Annotated in this window: 20 protein-coding genes; 5 read left to right on the forward strand and 15 right to left on the reverse strand. The window is 73.4% G+C overall.

The window, feature by feature from the left end:
- The 12 genes from era to hrcA form a co-directional block, all read right to left on the reverse strand.
- Positions 1 to 909 carry a GTPase Era gene (gene era / locus L6E12_RS14460; RefSeq protein WP_236228418.1) on the reverse strand — a complete coding sequence of 303 codons (909 nt, stop codon included), beginning with the start codon at positions 907 to 909 and terminating at the stop codon, positions 1 to 3.
- 4 nt (positions 910 to 913) lie between these two features.
- Positions 914 to 1267: a (2Fe-2S) ferredoxin domain-containing protein gene (locus L6E12_RS14465; protein WP_236228419.1), complete on the reverse strand. Its 354-nt coding sequence runs from the start codon at positions 1265 to 1267 to the stop codon at positions 914 to 916.
- Complete coding sequence (locus L6E12_RS14470) at positions 1264 to 1605, reverse strand: cytidine deaminase (protein WP_236228420.1); 342 nt, start codon at positions 1603 to 1605, stop codon at positions 1264 to 1266. The genes L6E12_RS14465 and L6E12_RS14470 overlap by 4 nt, the downstream gene beginning before the upstream one ends.
- Positions 1598 to 2935 (reverse strand): hemolysin family protein, encoded by a 1338-nt coding sequence (locus tag L6E12_RS14475; RefSeq protein WP_236228421.1) that lies wholly within the window; start codon positions 2933 to 2935, stop codon positions 1598 to 1600. The genes L6E12_RS14470 and L6E12_RS14475 overlap by 8 nt, the downstream gene beginning before the upstream one ends.
- Before the next feature lie 13 nt (positions 2936 to 2948).
- Positions 2949 to 3503 carry an rRNA maturation RNase YbeY gene (gene ybeY / locus L6E12_RS14480; protein WP_236228422.1) on the reverse strand — a complete coding sequence of 185 codons (555 nt, stop codon included), beginning with the start codon at positions 3501 to 3503 and terminating at the stop codon, positions 2949 to 2951.
- Positions 3504 to 3525: 22 nt separating this feature from the next.
- Positions 3526 to 4599 carry a PhoH family protein gene (locus L6E12_RS14485; protein ID WP_236228423.1) on the reverse strand — a complete coding sequence of 358 codons (1074 nt, stop codon included), beginning with the start codon at positions 4597 to 4599 and terminating at the stop codon, positions 3526 to 3528.
- Between the two features lie 106 nt (positions 4600 to 4705).
- Complete coding sequence (locus tag L6E12_RS14490; RefSeq protein ID WP_110081586.1) at positions 4706 to 5053, reverse strand: histidine triad nucleotide-binding protein; 348 nt, start codon at positions 5051 to 5053, stop codon at positions 4706 to 4708.
- Between the two features lie 17 nt (positions 5054 to 5070).
- Positions 5071 to 6021, reverse strand: a complete 951-nt coding sequence (locus L6E12_RS14495) for a hypothetical protein (RefSeq protein ID WP_236228424.1) — start codon at positions 6019 to 6021, stop codon at positions 5071 to 5073.
- Positions 6022 to 6091: 70 nt separating this feature from the next.
- Positions 6092 to 7027, reverse strand: a complete 936-nt coding sequence (locus L6E12_RS14500; RefSeq protein ID WP_236228425.1) for a hypothetical protein — start codon at positions 7025 to 7027, stop codon at positions 6092 to 6094.
- 117 nt (positions 7028 to 7144) lie between these two features.
- Complete coding sequence (locus L6E12_RS14505; RefSeq protein WP_236228426.1) at positions 7145 to 7879, reverse strand: 16S rRNA (uracil(1498)-N(3))-methyltransferase; 735 nt, start codon at positions 7877 to 7879, stop codon at positions 7145 to 7147.
- Positions 7876 to 9036, reverse strand: a complete 1161-nt coding sequence (gene dnaJ / locus L6E12_RS14510) for a molecular chaperone DnaJ (RefSeq protein ID WP_236228427.1) — start codon at positions 9034 to 9036, stop codon at positions 7876 to 7878. The genes L6E12_RS14505 and dnaJ overlap by 4 nt, the downstream gene beginning before the upstream one ends.
- Positions 9037 to 9130: 94 nt before the next feature.
- A complete protein-coding gene (gene hrcA / locus L6E12_RS14515; RefSeq protein ID WP_236228428.1) occupies positions 9131 to 10153 on the reverse strand; it encodes a heat-inducible transcriptional repressor HrcA in 1023 nt (340 codons plus the stop codon).
- Between the two features lie 149 nt (positions 10154 to 10302).
- Here hrcA and L6E12_RS14520 point away from each other — a divergent pair, with 149 nt between their 5' ends.
- Complete coding sequence (locus tag L6E12_RS14520) at positions 10303 to 11214, forward strand: bile acid:sodium symporter family protein (RefSeq protein WP_236228429.1); 912 nt, start codon at positions 10303 to 10305, stop codon at positions 11212 to 11214.
- A 116-nt stretch (positions 11215 to 11330) separates the two neighbouring features.
- Here L6E12_RS14520 and L6E12_RS14525 read toward each other — a convergent pair whose 3' ends face one another.
- On the reverse strand, positions 11331 to 12056 hold the full coding sequence (locus L6E12_RS14525) for an SDR family oxidoreductase (protein WP_236228430.1): 726 nt from the start codon (positions 12054 to 12056) through the stop codon (positions 11331 to 11333).
- A gap of 82 nt (positions 12057 to 12138) precedes the next feature.
- Between L6E12_RS14525 and L6E12_RS14530 the strand changes: the two genes are divergently transcribed.
- Positions 12139 to 13029, forward strand: a complete 891-nt coding sequence (locus tag L6E12_RS14530) for a LysR family transcriptional regulator (RefSeq protein WP_236228431.1) — start codon at positions 12139 to 12141, stop codon at positions 13027 to 13029.
- Positions 13030 to 13068: 39 nt separating this feature from the next.
- Here L6E12_RS14530 and L6E12_RS14535 read toward each other — a convergent pair whose 3' ends face one another.
- Positions 13069 to 14274 carry a cytochrome P450 gene (locus tag L6E12_RS14535; protein ID WP_236228432.1) on the reverse strand — a complete coding sequence of 402 codons (1206 nt, stop codon included), beginning with the start codon at positions 14272 to 14274 and terminating at the stop codon, positions 13069 to 13071.
- Positions 14275 to 14332: 58 nt separating this feature from the next.
- On the opposite strand from L6E12_RS14535, the gene L6E12_RS14540 reads away from it, so the two are divergent.
- Together L6E12_RS14540 and L6E12_RS14545 are read left to right on the forward strand one after the other, a co-directional pair.
- On the forward strand, positions 14333 to 14950 hold the full coding sequence (locus L6E12_RS14540; RefSeq protein ID WP_236228433.1) for a TetR/AcrR family transcriptional regulator: 618 nt from the start codon (positions 14333 to 14335) through the stop codon (positions 14948 to 14950).
- Positions 14951 to 15032: 82 nt separating this feature from the next.
- Positions 15033 to 15434, forward strand: coding sequence for a DUF3052 domain-containing protein (locus L6E12_RS14545; RefSeq protein WP_236228434.1), 402 nt, complete (start codon positions 15033 to 15035; stop codon positions 15432 to 15434).
- A gap of 36 nt (positions 15435 to 15470) precedes the next feature.
- On the opposite strand, the gene hemW is transcribed toward L6E12_RS14545, so the two are convergent.
- Complete coding sequence (hemW, locus tag L6E12_RS14550; RefSeq protein ID WP_236228435.1) at positions 15471 to 16685, reverse strand: radical SAM family heme chaperone HemW; 1215 nt, start codon at positions 16683 to 16685, stop codon at positions 15471 to 15473.
- Between the two features lie 121 nt (positions 16686 to 16806).
- Here hemW and L6E12_RS35710 point away from each other — a divergent pair, with 121 nt between their 5' ends.
- Positions 16807 to 16890, forward strand: a complete 84-nt coding sequence (locus L6E12_RS35710; RefSeq protein WP_374201881.1) for a putative leader peptide — start codon at positions 16807 to 16809, stop codon at positions 16888 to 16890.
- Positions 16891 to 16998: the final 108 nt, after the last annotated feature.

Genomic DNA, 16998 nt, shown 5'->3' on the forward strand with positions numbered 1-16998 from the left:
TCAGAAGCCCAGGCGGCGCAACTGCTTGGGGTCGCGCTGCCAGTCCTTGGCGATCTTCACGTGCAGGTCGAGGTAGACCTTCGTGCCCAGCAGCGCCTCGATCTGCTTGCGGGCGGTGGAGCCGACGTGCTTGAGCCGCTCGCCGCGGTGGCCGAGGACGATGCCCTTCTGGCTGGAGCGCTCCACGTAGAGCACCGCGTAGACGTCGAGCATGTCGTCGCGGCCCTCGCGCGGGTTCATCTCCTCGATGGTGACGGCGATGGAGTGCGGCAGCTCGTCGCGCACGCCCTCCAGGGCGGCCTCGCGGATCAGCTCGGCGACCAGGGTGGCCTCGGGCTCGTCGGTCAGCTCGCCGCCCGGGTAGAGCTGCGGGCCCTCGGGCAGGCGGGCCACCAGCAGGTCGGTCAGGGTCTGCACCTGGAAGCCGTCGACCGCCGAGACCGGGATCAGCTCGGCGAACTCCATCACCTCCTGCAGCGCGAGCAGTTGCTCGCCCACCTGGTCCGGGGTCACCAGGTCGGTCTTGGTGACCACGCCGATGACCGGGGTGCGCTTGGCGACCTTGGCCAGTTCGGCGGCGATGAACCGGTCGCCGGGGCCGACCTTCTGGTCGGCGGGCACGCACAGCCCCACGACGTCCACTTCGGACCAGGTCTCGCGGACGATGTCGTTGAGCCGCTGGCCGAGCAGGGTGCGCGGGCGGTGCAGGCCGGGGGTGTCGACGAGGACGAGCTGCGCGTCGTCGCGGTGCACGATGCCGCGGATGGCGTGCCGGGTGGTCTGCGGCTTGCTGGAGGTGATGGCGACCTTGCTGCCGACCAGCGCGTTGGTGAGGGTGGACTTGCCCGCGTTGGGCCTGCCCACGAAGCAGGCGAATCCGGAACGGTGTGCTGCGGCGGTGCTGGTCACCGGGTCATTCTGCCCTGTCGTCCCTGGACCGCAGACCCGGCGGGGTGATGCGGTGCAGTTCGAGGGTGTCCGACAGGGGTGCGACCCCGGGTCCGCCCGCCCGCAACCAGCGCTCCAGGTCGGCGATGGCGTCCTCGCCGAGGACCCAGCCCAGCCACACCGGCTTGACCCCCCTGGCCTGCACGACCACCACGTTCGAGGTCTCGCAGGTGTCCAGGCAGGCCGCCACGCGCACGGTCGCGCCGATGGTGGCCGCGGCCTCGCGGATGCGGCGCAGGTGCGCGCCGTGGTCGGTGGTCGGGTGCTTCTTCACGGTGCCGCAGCAGCAGTCGCGGCAGACCGAGACCAGGGTGCTCACGCGAGCGTCTCGACGACCGCGCCGGACGGGTCGGCGCGCAGCACGGGCACCCCGGCGGTGAGGTCGCGGGCGGCGGCGACGGAGTCGGCGTCGACGTCGCCCGCCGCGGTGACGACGGCGGCGGCCTCCAGCCCCCGGGCGCCGCTGGACACCGCGGCGGCCACGGCGGCCTGCAGCGCGGTGAGCTTGAGCGAGGGCAGCGCGACGGTGGCGGCGGCGTAGGTGCGGCCGTCGGTGTCGCGCACCGCGGCCCCCTCGGCGGCACCGGTCCTGGCCCGGCTCGACCTCGCCAGGGTCACGATCTTGGCGTCCTCCGGGTCCAGCTCGCCGTCAGCCACGCTCGCCGCTCCTCTCCCACTCCTGGTCGTCGGCCCCGGCGCGGTCGTCGCGGGCCTCGACGGTCTCGGTCGGGCGGACCACCACCGAGGTGATGCGCATCCGCCCCCGGTTGTCCTTGCCGCCCTCGGCCCGGAACCGTAGTCCGGCGATCTCGGCCTCCGCCCCGGGAAGTGGCACACGTCCCAGCCGCTGGGCGAGCAGGCCGCCGACGGTCTCCACGTCCTGGTCGTCGAGCTCCAGGCCGAACAGCGCGCCGAGGTCCTCCACCGGCAGCCGGGAGCTGACCCGCACGGCCCCGTCGTCGAGGTGCTCGACCGGGGGGCGCTCGTCGGCGTCGGACTCGTCGGTGATCTCGCCGACGATCTCCTCCAGGATGTCCTCGATGGTCAGCAGGCCCGCGGTGCCGCCGTACTCGTCCACGGCGATGGCCATGTGGTACTTCGACAGCTGCATCTCCCGCAGCAGGTCGTCGAGGCGCTTGGTGTCGGGCACGAAGACCGCCGCGGACATCACCTGCCCCACCTGCTGCGACTCCGCGGCGGACTCCATGGCGGTGCGCACGAGTTCCTTGAGGTTGACCAGGCCGACGATGTCGTCGACGCTCTCGCCGATCACCGGGATGCGGGTGTAGCCGGTGCGCAGCGACAGCGCCAGCGCCTGCCGCACCGACTTGCCCTGCTCGATCCACACCATCTCGGTGCGCGGCACCATGACCTCGCGGGCGATCGTGCCGCGCAGCTCGAACACCGAGTGGATCATCTCGCGCTCGTCGGCGTCGACCACCCCGCGCTCCTGCGCCAGGTCGACCAGCTCGCGCAGCTCCACCTCGGAGGAGAACGGCCCCTCGCGGAAGCCGCGGCCGGGGGTGATCGCGTTGCCGACCAGGATCAGCAGCCGCGACAGCGGGCCGAGCACCGACCCGAGCACCCGCACCGGGCCCGCGGCGATCAGGCCGACGCCGTAGGGGTGCTGGCGGCCGATGGTGCGCGGGCCGACGCCGACGAGCACGTAGGACACCACGACCATGGCGACGCCCGCGACGAGCACCGCCACCCAGCCGGGGCCGATCGAGCGCAGGCACACCACGGTGACCAGCACGGTGGCGGTCAGCTCGCAGCCCAGCCGCAGCAGGAGCAGCAGGTTGATGTGCCGGGGCCGCTCGGAGACGACGGCGAGGAGCTGCCGGGCGCCGGTGCGGCCCGCCCGCAGCAGGCCCTCGACCCTGGCCTTGGACACCGCCGAGAGCGAGGCGTCCGCCGCGGCGAAGCACCCGGCCGCGAGGACCAGCAGGACGGCGAGGACGAGCAGACCTGCCGAGTCCGATGACAACGATGCCTCCGGGTCAGGGGGTCTGGGGGGGTTGCTCGGTCTCGCCGAGGCCGACGGCGCCGAGCAGCTTGTCGTCCTCGACCCGCTGCGCGGCGCGGCGCCTGGCCTCGGCCGCGGCCGAGCGGAAGTCGGCGAGGATGCGCTTCTGCAGGGTGAACATCTCCCGCTCCTCGGCGGGTTCGGCGTGGTCGTAGCCGAGCAGGTGCAGCACGCCGTGCACGGTCAGCAGGTGCAGCTCGTCGAGCAGGGAGTGCCCGGCGGTGCGGGCCTGGTCCTTGGCGAACGCCGGGCACAGCACGATGTCGCCGAGCAGGGCGGGCCCGGCGTCGGAGGCGTCCGGGCGGCGCGCGGAGTCCAGCTCGTCCATCGGGAAGGCCATCACGTCGGTGGGCCCGGGCAGGTCCATCCAGCGCTCGTGCAGGTCGGACATGACGTCCAGCTCGACCAGCAGCACCGACAGCTCGGCCAGGGCGCTGACGTTCATCCGGTCCAGGGCGAACCGGGCCGCGGCGACGATGGATGCCTCGTCGACCGCCACACCGGACTCGTTGGCGATCTCGATACTCACCGCGCCAGTGTCCCTGGTCGCCCTAGTGGCCGTTCTCCCGGGCCTGCGGGGACCGCCCGCCCGCGCGCACCGGGCCGCGGCGCTGGGTGGCCATGTCCTCGGCGCCCTGCCAGCGCTCGTAGGCGTCGACGATGTCGCCGACCAGGCTGTGCCGGACCACGTCGCTGCTGGTCAGCTCGGCGAAGTGCACGTCGTCGACGTCGGTGAGGATGTCGCGCACCACCCGCAGGCCGCTGCGGTGCCCACCGGGCAGGTCGACCTGGGTGATGTCGCCGGTGACGACCATTTTGGAACCGAAGCCGAGCCGGGTGAGGAACATCTTCATCTGCTCGGGCGTGGTGTTCTGCGCCTCGTCGAGCACCACGAAGGCGTCGTTGAGGGTGCGGCCGCGCATGTAGGCCAGCGGGGCGACCTCGATCGTGCCCGCCTGCATCAGCCGCGGGATCGACTCCGGGTCCAGCATGTCGTGCAGCGCGTCGTAGAGCGGGCGCAGGTACGGGTCGATCTTGTCGAACAGGGTGCCGGGCAGGAACCCGAGCCGCTCCCCCGCCTCGACCGCGGGCCGGGTCAGGATGATCCGGCTGACCTGCTTGGCCTGCAGCGCCTGCACGGCCTTGGCCATCGCCAGGTAGGTCTTGCCGGTGCCCGCCGGGCCGATGCCGAAGACGATGGTGTTCTCGTCGATGGAGTCGACGTAGAACTTCTGGTTCAGCGTCTTCGGGCGGATCGTGCGGCCGCGCCGGGACAGGATGTCGAAGCTGAGCACCTCGGCCGGGCTCTCGGCGGTCCCCGCCGAGAGCATCGCGACCGTGCGCTTGACCGTGTCCACGCCCACCTGCTGGCCGCGGGCCGCCAGGGTCCCCAGCTCGGAGAAGACCCGCTCGGCGAACGCCACGTCGGACGGGACACCGGTGAGGGTGACCTCGTTGCCGCGCACGTGCACGTCGGCGTCCAGCAGGTCCTCCAGGAGCCGGAGGTTCTCGTCGCGCCGCCCGAGCAGGGCCAGGGTGGCGCCCTCGGGGATCGGGAAGCGGGACTGCGCGTCGTGCTCGGCGGCGTGCACGTCGCTGGGGCGCTGCTCGGGAGTACCCGTCACGTGGTCTCGGTCCTGCCTCTGCTCGTCTCCGGCCTGCTGGTCAGCGGGCTGCCTGTGCTGTGAATGCTAGACCTCGGGGCCGACACTCCGCACCGGAGAAACGGGTCTAGCGCCCGAACCCGGCGAGTTGTTCACCGCCGAGGACGTGCAGGTGGGCGTGGAAGACGGTGCGGCAGGCGTCGTCGCCGGTGTTGAAGACGAACCGGAAGCCGGACCGGTCGATCCCCTCCACCCTGGCGACCTCGGCACCGGCCCGCAGCACCTCCGAGAGCAGCACCGGGTCGGCGGTGGCCAGTTCCTCGGCGTCCTCGTGGTGAGCCCTCGGCACGACCAGCACGTGCACCCGGGCCTGCGGGTTGATGTCGCGGAAGGCGTAGACGCTGTCGTCGGAGTAGACCTCCGTCGAGGGCACCTCACCGGCGATGATCTTGCAGAACAGGCAGTCGGCACTCATGCGCGGCAGACTATCGGTCACCCCACGAGGGCCTTCCTGGTCGCCAGGGCCACCCGCGCGGCGTCCGCGCAGGTGCTCGCCGACCCGGCCGCGCCCGGGTCCAGGAACGCCTCGACGACCTCGGCCTCGTCCGCGGCCCCGGGCACCGGCCGCACCACCGCGATCGCCGTGCAGAAGCCCTCCTCGGCGTTCTCGACGAAGAACACCTCCTGCCCCTCGACCTGCTCGCGGCGCACCTCGGGGTCGTCGCGCAGGCCGAACTCCACGTCGAGGGAGACGATCAGCAGCGGCCCCTGGGTGCGCCCGGTGTCCTCCCACACGCACAGGTGGGCCAGCGGGACCGGGGCGGCCTCGACCCTGGCGAGACCCGCCACCCCGGTGGCGGTGTCCTCCGGGGTGGCGGCGCAGGCGTCGGCGGTGCGCAGGGTCGCCGCGGAGACCCGGTGGTGCCGGGCCACCTGCCCGGAGGTGACGCGCTCGGCGAGACCGGTCAGGACGGCGTCCACCGGGGCGCAGATGTCGGTGGCCGGGTCGCCCACCAGCGCCGCAGCCACGACCTGCAACCGCACCCCGTCGCTGAACCGCAGCAGCTTGTGGCAGAGGTCGTCCTCGTCGAGCACGGTGGCCACCTGGAGCCCGCTGGGCAGCCTCCGGACGTCGAACGTCATGTCCTCGGGGTAGACGTCGTCCGGGGCGCCGACCGACAGGCCGAACCCGTGCTCCGCGTCGGTGGAGACGTAGACCTGGCAGTTGTCGAAGCCCTCGTTCGACGGCCGATCCGGCACCCCGTACTCCTTGATCGGGTCGAGGGAGACCAGCGAGCACCAGTCGACCGTCCTCTGGTCGCCGAAGAACGTGCTGCCCGCGAGCGGGTCGCGGTCGACGGGGACGGCGGTGCCCGCGACCGTCGTGGAGCACCCCGCGGCCAGGGCGGCCGCGAAGGCGATCAGGGCGTGGTGGAACCGCATGGACTACCCCCAGGTGTCTACGTCACCCCGCGCATCGCCGGTCACGGCCTCCGCGTAACAGCGGCCGCGCTCAGGCGACGACGGCCTTCTTCACGCCTGCGGCGACCTTGGCGGCGACGACGCAGGGATCCGTCCCCGCCGTCGGGGGCAGGTACTTCACCTCGACGGTCTCGACGTCGCCGTCCGCGCCGCCCGCGACCGGGCGCAGCGGCAGGATCAGCACGCAGGGGCCGCGGCCGAGGTCGGACAGGATCCCGCTCACCTCTTGGCCCTCGATGGTCCTGTGCTCGCGGAACTGACCGGAATCACGCGTCTCCCACGACAGCGTCACGAACATCCACGGTCCCTCCCCGGTGCCGGGAGTGGCCTCCCAGGTGCAGTGGTGCGACAGCGGGCCGCGGCGCGGGGTGGTGCCCGCCAGCCCGGGAGCGGCGGCGAGGTCGGCCGGGACGGCGGCGCACGGGTCGGCCGTGCGGGCGCTGCCCGGATCGGCCCGGACATGGGCGACCGGCGTGCCGGACATCAGGGTGGTGCGCAACGAGGTCAGTTCGGCGTCGGCGACGGCGCAGGCCGTGCCGGTCGCCAACGGTTCACCCCGGACCTCGACGCGCACCAGGACCCGAGCGCCACCGGGCAGCTCGAGCAGCTTGCTGCACTCCACCGAGTCCTCGTACTGGGTGATCACCGAGGTCCCGTCGTCCGCACGCCGGGTTCCCACCGCCAGGGAGCCCGGGTACTCCAAGTCTTGGGCGCCCACGCGCAGGATCATCGACACCGGCCCGGAAACCGACGTGTGGCAGGCGTCGTACCCGTCGGCCGTCGCGGGCGACGGGGAACCGTGGGCGGTGAGCGGGGCGGGGTCGAGGAGGGCGCACCAGTCGACCGTGGCCGGGTCGCCGAGGACGGCGGCGGCTGGTGGCGGGGCGGCTGCCGGGGTGGCGTCCCCGCCGGGGCTGGAGCAACCCGCCAGCAGGGCGAGGGTGAGCAGGGCGAGAGCAGGGCGCATCGGTGTTCCCCAGTGTGCGGTGGTGCCGGGCGGGCCGGGCACCGCCACCGGCCCCGTTCCCGGGTTTCGTGATCACTGGATCGCCCCGGGGGACCGCCGCGTTGCGGATTTCCGCCATCAACCCCAGCGGCCGGTGCGCACGCCCAGGGCGCCGAGGGTGACCGCGGCGGCGGTGGAGGTGCGCAGGACCGACGGGCCCAGGCGGACCGGTCGGGCACCCACCGCCGACAGCGCGTCCAGCTCGTCCGGGGTGATGCCGCCCTCGGGGCCGACGACCAGCACCACGTCACCCGAGTCCGGCAGGTCCACCTCGGCCAGGCGGGTGGACAGGCCCGCCTCCAGCACCAGGGTCAGCGCGCTGGAGCCGACCAGGGCCAGGAGCCCGCGCAGCGCGACCGGCTCGCGCACCGGCGGGACCCACGGGCGGCGGGCCTGCTTGGCGGCCTCGCGCGCGGTCTTGCGCCAGCGCTCCAGGGCCTTCGCCCCGCGCGGGCCGTCCTCCCACTTGGTGACGCAGCGGGTGGCCCGCCACGGGACGATGGCGTCGGCGCCCGCCTCGGTGGCCAGTTCGACCGCGAGTTCACCGCGGTCACCCTTGGGCAGGGCCTGCACGACGACCACGCGCGGGCTGGGTTCCGGCTCGGTCCAGCGCTCCTGCACGGCCAGGTCCAGGGTGTCGCGGCCCGCCGCCACCACGGTGCAGCGGGCCACGGCGCCCGCGCCGTCGGTGAGCAGCAGCGACTCCCCCGCCCGCAGCCTGCGGACGGCGGCGGCGTGCCTGCCCTCGGGGCCGTCCAGGGTGTGCGCGCTCCCCGCGGGCAGCGCGTCGACCAGGAACAGCGCGAGGGTCACCGGCGACCGCGGAACTTGGAGAACAGGCCGCCGCCCCGGCCGTTCGCCGAGGCCAGGGTGTGCTCCTCCTCGCCGCGCAGGGTCGCCAGCTCGCGCAGCAGCTCGGTCTGCCGGGCGTCGAGTCGGGTGGGGACCTCGACCTCGATGTGCACGTGCAGGTCGCCGCGGCCGTCGACGCGGCCGGTGGAGCGCAGCCGGGGCAGGCCGCGGCCGGGCATGACCAGTTCGGTGTCGGACTGGGTGCCCGGGTCCAGGTCGAGGTCGACGACCCCGTCGAGGGTCTCCAGCGGCAGCGACGCGCCCAGGGCCGCGGTGGTCATCGGGACGCGCAGCGTGCAGTGCAGGTGGGCGCCGTCGCGCTCGAAGGTGTTGTGCGCCAGCTCCTCGACCTCGACGTAGAGGTCACCGGCCGGGCCGCCGCCGGGGCCGACCTCGCCCTGCCCGGACAGCCGCACCCGCATCCCGTCGGCGACCCCGGCCGGGATCTTGACGGTGATGGTGCGCCGCGAGCGGACCCGGCCCTCACCGGCGCACTGGGTGCACGGCTCGGGGATGGTCTCGCCGAGGCCGCGGCAGGTGGGGCAGGCGCGCGCGGTGACGACCTGGCCGAGGAACGACCGCTGCACCGACTGCACCTCGCCGCGCCCGCCGCAGGTGTCGCAGGTGACCGGGGAGGTGCCCGCCACGCAGCCGGAGCCGCGGCACAGGTCGCACAGGATCGCGGTGTCCACGGTGATCTCGCGGCTGATGCCGGAGAAGCACTCCTCCAGCGTCATCTGGATGCGCAGCAGCGCGTCCGAACCCGGCTGCACCCGGCTGCGCGGGCCGCGCCCGCCGCCCCCTGGGCCGCCCCCGGCCGCGCCGAAGAAGGCGTCCATGATGTCGCCCAGCCCGAAGCCGCCGCCGCCGAACGGGTCGCGCCCGCCGCCCCCGCCGCCGTTGCCCAGCGGGTCGCCGCCCATGTCGACGATCTTGCGCTTCTGCGGGTCGGACAGGACCTCGTAGGCCGCGGTGACCTCGCGGAACCGCGTCTGCGCCGCCTCGTCCGGGTTGACGTCCGGGTGCAGCTCGCGCGCGAGCTTGCGGTAGGCGCGCTTGATCTCGTCGGCGCCCGCGTCCTGGCGCACCCCGAGCGTGCCGTAGTAGTCCCTCGCCACCGTGTCCAGTCCTCCTGCCCCGGCCGATCCGGGGTCACCGTCGCAGTAATCAGTCGATAATCGGTCGATACCAGTCGAATGCGGGCGGACCCTCTCACTGACCGAGGATCTCGCCGACGTAGTTGGCCACGGCGCGCACCGCGGCGATGTTCGAGGGGTAGTCCATCCGCGTCGGCCCCACCACGCCCATGCCGCCGAGCAGGGTGGCCCTGGTGCCGTAGCCGATGGACACCACGGAGGTGCTGCGCATCTCCGCGGCCTCGTTCTCCTCGCCGATGCGCACCGTGATGGTGCCGGGGTCGGCGGTCGCGGCCAGCAGCTTGAGCACGACCACCTGTTCCTCCAGGGCCTCCAGCACCTGGCGCAGCGAGTTGGGGAAGTCCGCGGCGTTGCGGGTCAGGTTGGCCGTCCCGCCGAGCACGAGCCGCTCCTCCGGGTGCTCGACGAGCGACTCGACGAGCACGGTGGCGATCCGCACGACCGCGTCGCGCAGCTCCTTCGGCGCCCCCTCGGGCAGCTCGGCGACCTTGGCCGCGGCGTCGGTGAGCTTGCGCCCGGCCAGCGCGGAGTTGACCAGGGTGCGCAGCCGGGCCACCGACTCGTCGGTGACCACGTCACCCAGGTCGACCATGCGCTGGTCGACCCGGCCGCTGTCGGTGATCAGCACCAGCATCAGCCGGGCCGGGGTGATCGTCACCAGCTCGACGTGGCGCACCGTGGAGGTGGTCAGCGTCGGGTACTGGATCACCGCGACCTGGCGGGTGAGCTGGGCCAGCAGCCGCACGCTGCGCCGCATCACGTCGTCGAGGTCGATCGCGCCCTCGAGGAAGCTCTGGATGGCCTTGCGCTCGGCCGACGACAGCGGTTTGACCTCGCTGAGCCGGTCGACGAACAGGCGGTAGCCCTTGTCGGTGGGGATGCGGCCCGCACTGGTGTGCGGCTGGGTGATGTAGCCGTCCTCCTCCAGGGAGGCCATGTCGTTGCGCACCGTCGCGCTGGACACGCCCAGGTTGTGCCGGTCGACGATGGCCTTGGAGGCCACCGGCTCCTGGTGCTGCACGTAGTCGGCGACGATGGCCCGCAGCACCTCGAAGCGCCGCTCGTCCGAGCTGACCACCCGCCACCTCCCTCGTGCGTCCGGTGCGTGTCGGTTCGAGTTTACGGAGGCGGGCGGGGTCGTGGTGGAGTCGGTTGGCCCAAGCGCGATCAGGACCACTGCCCGGGGCACCTTGCGCGGCCGACCGTTGTGTCTGGATCATCCCCGCCATGGCCTCCTCGACGCTGACCACGGTGTTCCTCCCGATCGCCCTGGCGGTGGTGATGCTGGGCCTGGGGCTGTCGCTGTCGGTGGCCGACTTCGCCAGGGTGGCGCGGGTGCCCAAGCCCGCGCTGCTGGCGCTGGCGGTGCAGGTCCTGCTGCTCCCGGCGCTGGCCCTGGGCCTGGCGGTGGCGTTCGACCTGGCGCCCGAACTCGCCGTGGGGCTGATGCTGCTGGCCGCGGCGCCGGGCGGGACCACGGCGAACATCTTCAGCCACCTGGCGGGCGGCGACGTGGCGCTCAACGTCACGCTGACGGCGGTGAACTCGGTGCTCGCGGTGGTGACGCTGCCGCTGGTGGTGAACCTGTCGATCGCGGGGTTCCTCGGCGCCGACAGCACGATCGGCCTGCAACCGGCGAAGACGCTGCAGGTGTTCGCGCTGGTCCTGGTGCCGGTGGCGGTCGGGATGGCGGTGAACCGGCGCTTCCCGGGGTTCGCGGCGCGGGCACGCGGGCCGGTGAAGGTCGCGTCGGTGGTGGTGCTGGTCGGGGTGATCCTGGCCGCGGTGTTCGCCGACCGGGGCAACGTGGGCGGCTACCTGCGCTCGGTCGGGGCGGTGACGGTGCTGCTGTGCCTGCTGAGCCTGGCCATCGGGTACGCGGTGCCGCTGCTGGCGGGGGTGGCGCGGCCGCAGGCGATCGCGTCGGCGTTCGAGATCGGGCTGCACAACAGCACGCTGGCGATCACCGTGGCGCTGAGCCCGGCGCTGCTGGACAACGCGGCGATGGCGGTGCCCGCGGCGGTGTACGGGGTGGCGATGTTCTTCCCGGCCGGGGCGTTGGCGTGGTGGTTCGCCCGGCGGGGGCGGGCGGTGGCTGCCCGGGGAGCGGCTGCCCGGTCGGAGGAGCCGGGGAGGTGACGCGACTCCCCCGCGTCCAGCGGCCGAGGCCGTGCTGTCGCGTCCTCCCCCGCCGCCACCGCCCGTTGCCGCCGGGTGGTCGACGCCGCTGGATCAGGAGCGGGCGCCGGGGGTCGTCACCACGGGATCGGGCCGTTCTCGTCGACGTAGGTCCCGGTCGGGCCGTCGTCGGGGATGGTGGCCATCTCCACGGCGATGGCCGCGCCCTGCCGCGGCGTGCGGTGACCCGCGTGGCCGTTGAGGTCGGTGGCCACGTAGCCGGGGCAGACGTTGTTGATCAGGATGTGGGTGCCCGCCAGCTCCCGCACGTACTGCAGGGTGATGGCGTTGAGGTAGGTCTTGGTGGGCGAGTAGGCGGTGTCCGCCGGGCCGACGCCCTCCTCGCGGCCCGTGGCCTGCAAGGTCAGCGAGCCCACGCTGCTCGACAGGTTGACGATGCGCGGTGATGAGGAGCGCCGCAACAGCGGCAGCACGGCGTTGGTGACCCGGACGACCCCGTAGACGTTGGTCTCGACGCCGGAGCGCAGCACGTCGATGTCGGCCTCGGTGGCGGGCATGGGCCACGCCCCGGCGGTGGCGGCGTTGTTGACCAGCACGTCGAGGCCGCCCCGCTCGTCGAGCAACGCCGCGGCGGCGGTGACCGAGGCGTCGTCGGTGACATCCAGCGGCACGCCGAACGCGTCCACCCCGGCCGCGCGCAGCCTCGCCACCGCGTCTTCGCGTCGCCCGGTGTCCCGCGCACCGACACCGACGGTGAACCCGCGAGCGCCGAGCCCGGCCGCGATCTCGTACCCGATCCCCTTGTTGGCGCCGGTGACCAGCGCGATCTTCTGTCCATCCATGCGTTCCATCGTGCTCGCGGGTCGGCATCGCACCAACACCGTCCGGGCGGGCTTTCGATACCCCGGGGGTATCGTTGTGGGCGTGGACACGCGCGAGCTGCGCTACTTCGTCGCCGTCGCCGAGGAGTTGCACTTCGGCCGGGCCGCCGACCGGTTGGGCATCACCCAGCCGCCGCTGTCGCGCACGATCGCCCGGCTTGAGCAGCGGCTCGGTGTCGCACTGCTGGAGCGCACCAGCCGCCGGGTCGTGCTGACCGATGCGGGTGCGACGCTGCTGACCGAGAGCGGGCCGATCCTCGGCGCGCTGGCCGCCGCCGAGCGCCGCACCCGCCAGGCCGCCGCCGAGCAGCCGCGGATCACGCTCTCGGTCAAGGCCGGGACCACCGGCGAGCTGCTGGCCAAGCTGCTCGACGCCTACACCGGCGAACCCGGCTCCGTGCCGGTCGACCTCCTCCTCGGCGACGCCCACCAGCAGGAGGCCCGGCTGCGCAGCGGTGAGGCCGACGTCGCCCTGCTGCACCTGCCCTTCGACGCCACGGCGGGCTTCGAGATCGAGCCGCTGCTGACCGAGGGCCAGGTGCTCGTCCTGCCCACTTCCCACCCCCTGGCCCGGCGCACCCGGTTGCACATGTCCCAGATCAACGCCAGGACCGACCTGCCGCTGGCCCGCTGGCCCAGGGTCGACGGGACCTACCCCGACGGCCCTGGCGTGGAGATCCGGAACCTGACCCAGCTCTACCAGTTGATCGCGCTGGGCCGGGGCGCGGTGGTGCTCCCGGAGTCCTGCCGCACCGACCTCAACCACGACCTGGCCACCGTCCCGGTCGTCGACGGCCAACCCGTGACCACGGTGATCGCGTGGCCGTCGCTGAGCCGCTCCCGCCCGGTCGCCGACCTGGTGCGGTTGGCGACCGGGCTCTGGCCGCAGTCCGACCAGGACGCCGTCAGGAGCCGGGGGGCGTCGGGCCGGTGATCCGACCCACCGGCTGATGCCCGGGCGGGAGGCAGGTGCCTAGAGGGAAACCGGCACCGAGGTGGCGCCGCGCAGGTTGATCCGGCCGTTCCAGGTGACGTCCCCGGCCAGGGTGAGGTCGGGGAAGCGGTGGATGAGGCGGTCGAAGGCCACCCGGCCCTCCAGGCGGGCCAGGGCCGCGCCCAGGCAGTGGTGGGGGCCCGCGCCGAAGGACACGTGCTGGCGGGCGTTGGGGCGGTCCACGCGGAACTCGTCGGCGTCGGGGCCCCAGAAGCGCTCGTCGCGGTTGGCGGAGGCGAGGCTGGCGATGGCGAAGGTGCCCGCGGGGATCTCCTGTCCGCCCACCTCGGCCGGGCGGAGGGTGACCCGCCTGCTGGACTGGACCGGGCTGTCGTAGCGCAGCATCTCCTCCACCGCGTTGCCGACCAGGCCGGGGTCGGCCTTGAGCGCGGCGTGCTGGTCGGGGTGGCGCAGGAGTGCGACGGCGCCGTTGGAGACCAGGTTGACGGTGGTCTCGTGGCCTGCGACGTAGAGCAGGACGACCTGCGCCACCAGTTCGTCCTGGCTGAGGACCCAGCCGCCGTGCTCGGCCCGGATCAGGGCGGTGAGCAGGTCGTCACCGGGGTGGTGGCGCTTCCACTCGACGGCCTCGGCGGTCAGGTCGCACAGTTCGCGGTCGGCCTCGCCGACGCGCTTGGCCAGTTCGGGGTCGGCCATCGGCTCCAGGGAGCGCACCAGCAGGCCGGTCAGCTCGCGCATCCGGGGGGCGTCGGTGAGCGGCATCCCGAGCATGTCGTTGATGACCGCGAACGGCAGCGGGAAGGCCAGCTCCTCGACCAGGTCGCCGCCGCCGTCGGTGGCGAGCCGGTCCAGGGCGGTGTCGACCAGTTCGGTGATGCGGGGTTCCAGGGCGCCGATCGCCCGGGGGGTGAAGACCTTCTGCACCAGGCCGCGCAGCCGGGTGTGGTCGGGTGGGTCGCGGTCGAGCATGGACATGCCGCCCGCGCGGAAGTCGACCCCGCCCGCGGCCTCGCGCATGGCGTCGCGCACCGGGTGCGGTGCGACGTTGCGCTGCTCGACGGACAGGTCGGCCCGCAGCAGGGCGGTGACGTCGCTGTGCCGCGACACCAGCCAGAACCCCATCGGGTGATCCTGGACCGGGTCGTGGTCGCGCAGCTCGCGGTAGTGCGGGTACGGGTTTTCCGCGAAACCGGGTGCGAACGGGTTGAACAGTGCGGCGGTCACCAATTCACCTACTCTGTGTTGGTCACATACACCGTGTATGTCAGTAGGGTCTCAGCGTATGTCGGATGTCAAGAGTCGGCGGGAGCAGTACTCCGACGCGACGCGCGCGGCGCTCATCGCCGCCGCCACCACCAGGTTCGCCACCGAGGGCTACTCCGCGACGGCCCTGGAGGACGTCGCCGCCGACATCCGGGCCACCCGGGGCGCGGTCTACCACCACTTCGGCAACAAGAAGGCCCTGTTCGAGGCGGTGATGGAGGAACTGGCCGCGGCGGCGTTCGAGCAGATCGTGCGCGCCCGCGCGGGCGCGGACTCGCCCTGGGCGGGGGCGATGGCCGCGCTCGAAGCCTTCCTCGACCGCTGCATGGACCCGGTCTACAGCCGGGTCGTCTGGCAGGAGGGGCCGGTCGCCCTGGGCTGGCGGGCCTGGCAGGCCACCGAGCAGAAGTACGCCTACGGTCAGATCGAGGAGATCCTGCGCGACCTGGTGCGGGACGGGGAGATCGACCCGCTGCCGCTGGGGCCCGCCACCCGGGTCGTCTTCTGGGCGCTGGGCGCGGCCGGGCTGGGCTTGGCCGAGGCGGACCCGGCGGAACGGACCGCGCTGCGCGCGGACTACGCCGAGGTCGCCCGCAGGCTGCTCGTCGGCCTGCGCTCCGGCGCCGACCGGATGTGATCGGCCCGTCGTGGTCACCCGGGCCGCGCCCGGTGGCTACCCTCGACTCGGACGCGAACGGCGCGTCCAGGAGAAAGGACCCATGAGCGACGAACGCGCCCTGGCCGACCGCCTGGGCTTCACCCGGGGCCAGCAGGCCCTGGAGATCGGCTTCGACGACGACACCGACGCCGCCCTGCGCGACTCCGTGGAGGAGGTGACCGGGCAGGAACTGCTCGACGAGGACTCCGACGAGGAGGCCGACGTGGTCCTGCTGTGGTTCCGCGAGGACGACGGCGACCTCACCGACACCCTGGTCGACGCGGGCTCCCGACTGGTCGAGGGCGGCACCGTGTGGCTGTTGACGCCGAAGGTGGGCCGGGACGGCTACGTCGAACCCAGCGACATCACCGAGGCCGCGGACACCGCCGGGTTCAACGCGATGAAGTCCGTCGCCGCCGGGGCCGACTGGTCCGGCACCAAGCTGGCCGCGGGCAGGCACTGACGCCCCGGGACAACCCCGCACCGGACTCCGGCCGGATCAGGTCAGCCTGCGCACCACCGCGTCGGCGAGCAGCCTGCCCCGGTCGGTGAGCACGCAGCGGCCGTCGGCGAGGGCGGCGGGGTCGAGGAGGCCGTCGGCGGCGGCCACCCCCGCCTCCTCGGTCGCGGCCGCGTCCAGCGCGGTGACCGGCAACCCGTCGGCGAGCCGCAGCTCCAGCAGCACGCGCTCGACGCGGCGGTCGTCGGCGGTGAGGACCTCGCGGCCCAGCGCCGGGGACAGCCCGCCCGCCAGCAGCTCCGCGTACCTGGCCGGGTGCTTGACGTTCCACCAGCGCACCCCGCCGACGTGGCTGTGCGCGCCGGGACCGGCGCCCCACCAGTCGCCGCCGCGCCAGTAGAGCATGTTGTGCGCGCAGCGGGCCCCGGCGTCGGCGGCCCAGTTGGAGACCTCGTACCAGTGCAGACCGGCGGCCTCCAGGGCCGCGTCGACCTGCTCGTACCGGTCGGCGAGCACGTCGTCGTCGGGGGCGGGCAGTTCGCCGCGGCGGATCCGGCGGGCCAGCGCGGTGCCCTCCTCGACGATCAGCGCGTAGGCCGACACGTGGTCGACCCCGGATTCCAGCACCGCCTCCAGCGACGCCGCGAGGTCCCCGGGGCGTTCGCCGGGGGTGCCGTAGATCAGGTCGAGGTTGACGTGGGCGATGCCCTCGGCGCGCGCCTCGCGGGCGGCGGCGACGGCGCGGCCGGGGGTGTGTGTGCGGTCGAGCACGGTCAGCACGTGCCGGGCGGCGGACTGCATCCCCAGCGACACCCGGGTGTATCCCGCGTCACGCAGCCCGGCGAAGAAGGCGGGCGAGGTGGACTCGGGATTGGACTCGGTGGTGACCTCCGCGCCGTCGGCGAGCCCGAAAGTGGCGCGGATCGCGTCCAGGACCTGGGACAACCCCGCGGCACCGAGCAGTGACGGTGTGCCACCGCCGACGAAGACGGTCTCCGCGCGCGGCGGGCTGCCCAAGATCGTCGCGGCCAGCTCCAGCTCGCGCCGCAAGCCCTCCATCCAGGAGGCGGGCGAGGCGGAAGTCCCCAGTTCACCGGGGGTGTAGGTGTTGAAGTCGCAGTAGCCGCAGCGGGTCGCGCAGAACGGCACGTGGACGTAGACGCCGAAGGGGCGGGCGCCCAGTCCGGCGAGGGCGGCGGGCGGGAGCGCGCCGTCGGGCGGGGCGGGGTCGCCGTCGGGGGGAGCGGAGGGCACGACACCCATCATCGCAGGGCGCGACGTGCGGTTTCGGCCGCCTCGGCGCAAGCACATCGTGCGCCGTCCCAGTATGCGGATGGCTGTGGACCACACCGTGGACGCGTGGCACGCTGAGGACATGTCAGCGACTGAGGTCTTCCTGGTGGTCCGCCGCCACGTGGACCTCCGTCGCGTGTCCAGCGCGTTGTGCCGGGCCACCTGACCTGTCGTCGCCTCAGTTCGCGTTCAGCTGGCGTCGGCGCGCAGGCTGCGTGATCCCAGGCACACACCGGGATTCGTCAGCGGGCGCGCGCGCCCCGACCCCGGAGGA

This window comes from Actinokineospora sp. PR83, from assembly GCF_021056305.1.
GTDB classification, from domain to species: Bacteria; Actinomycetota; Actinomycetes; order Mycobacteriales; family Pseudonocardiaceae; genus Actinokineospora; species Actinokineospora spheciospongiae.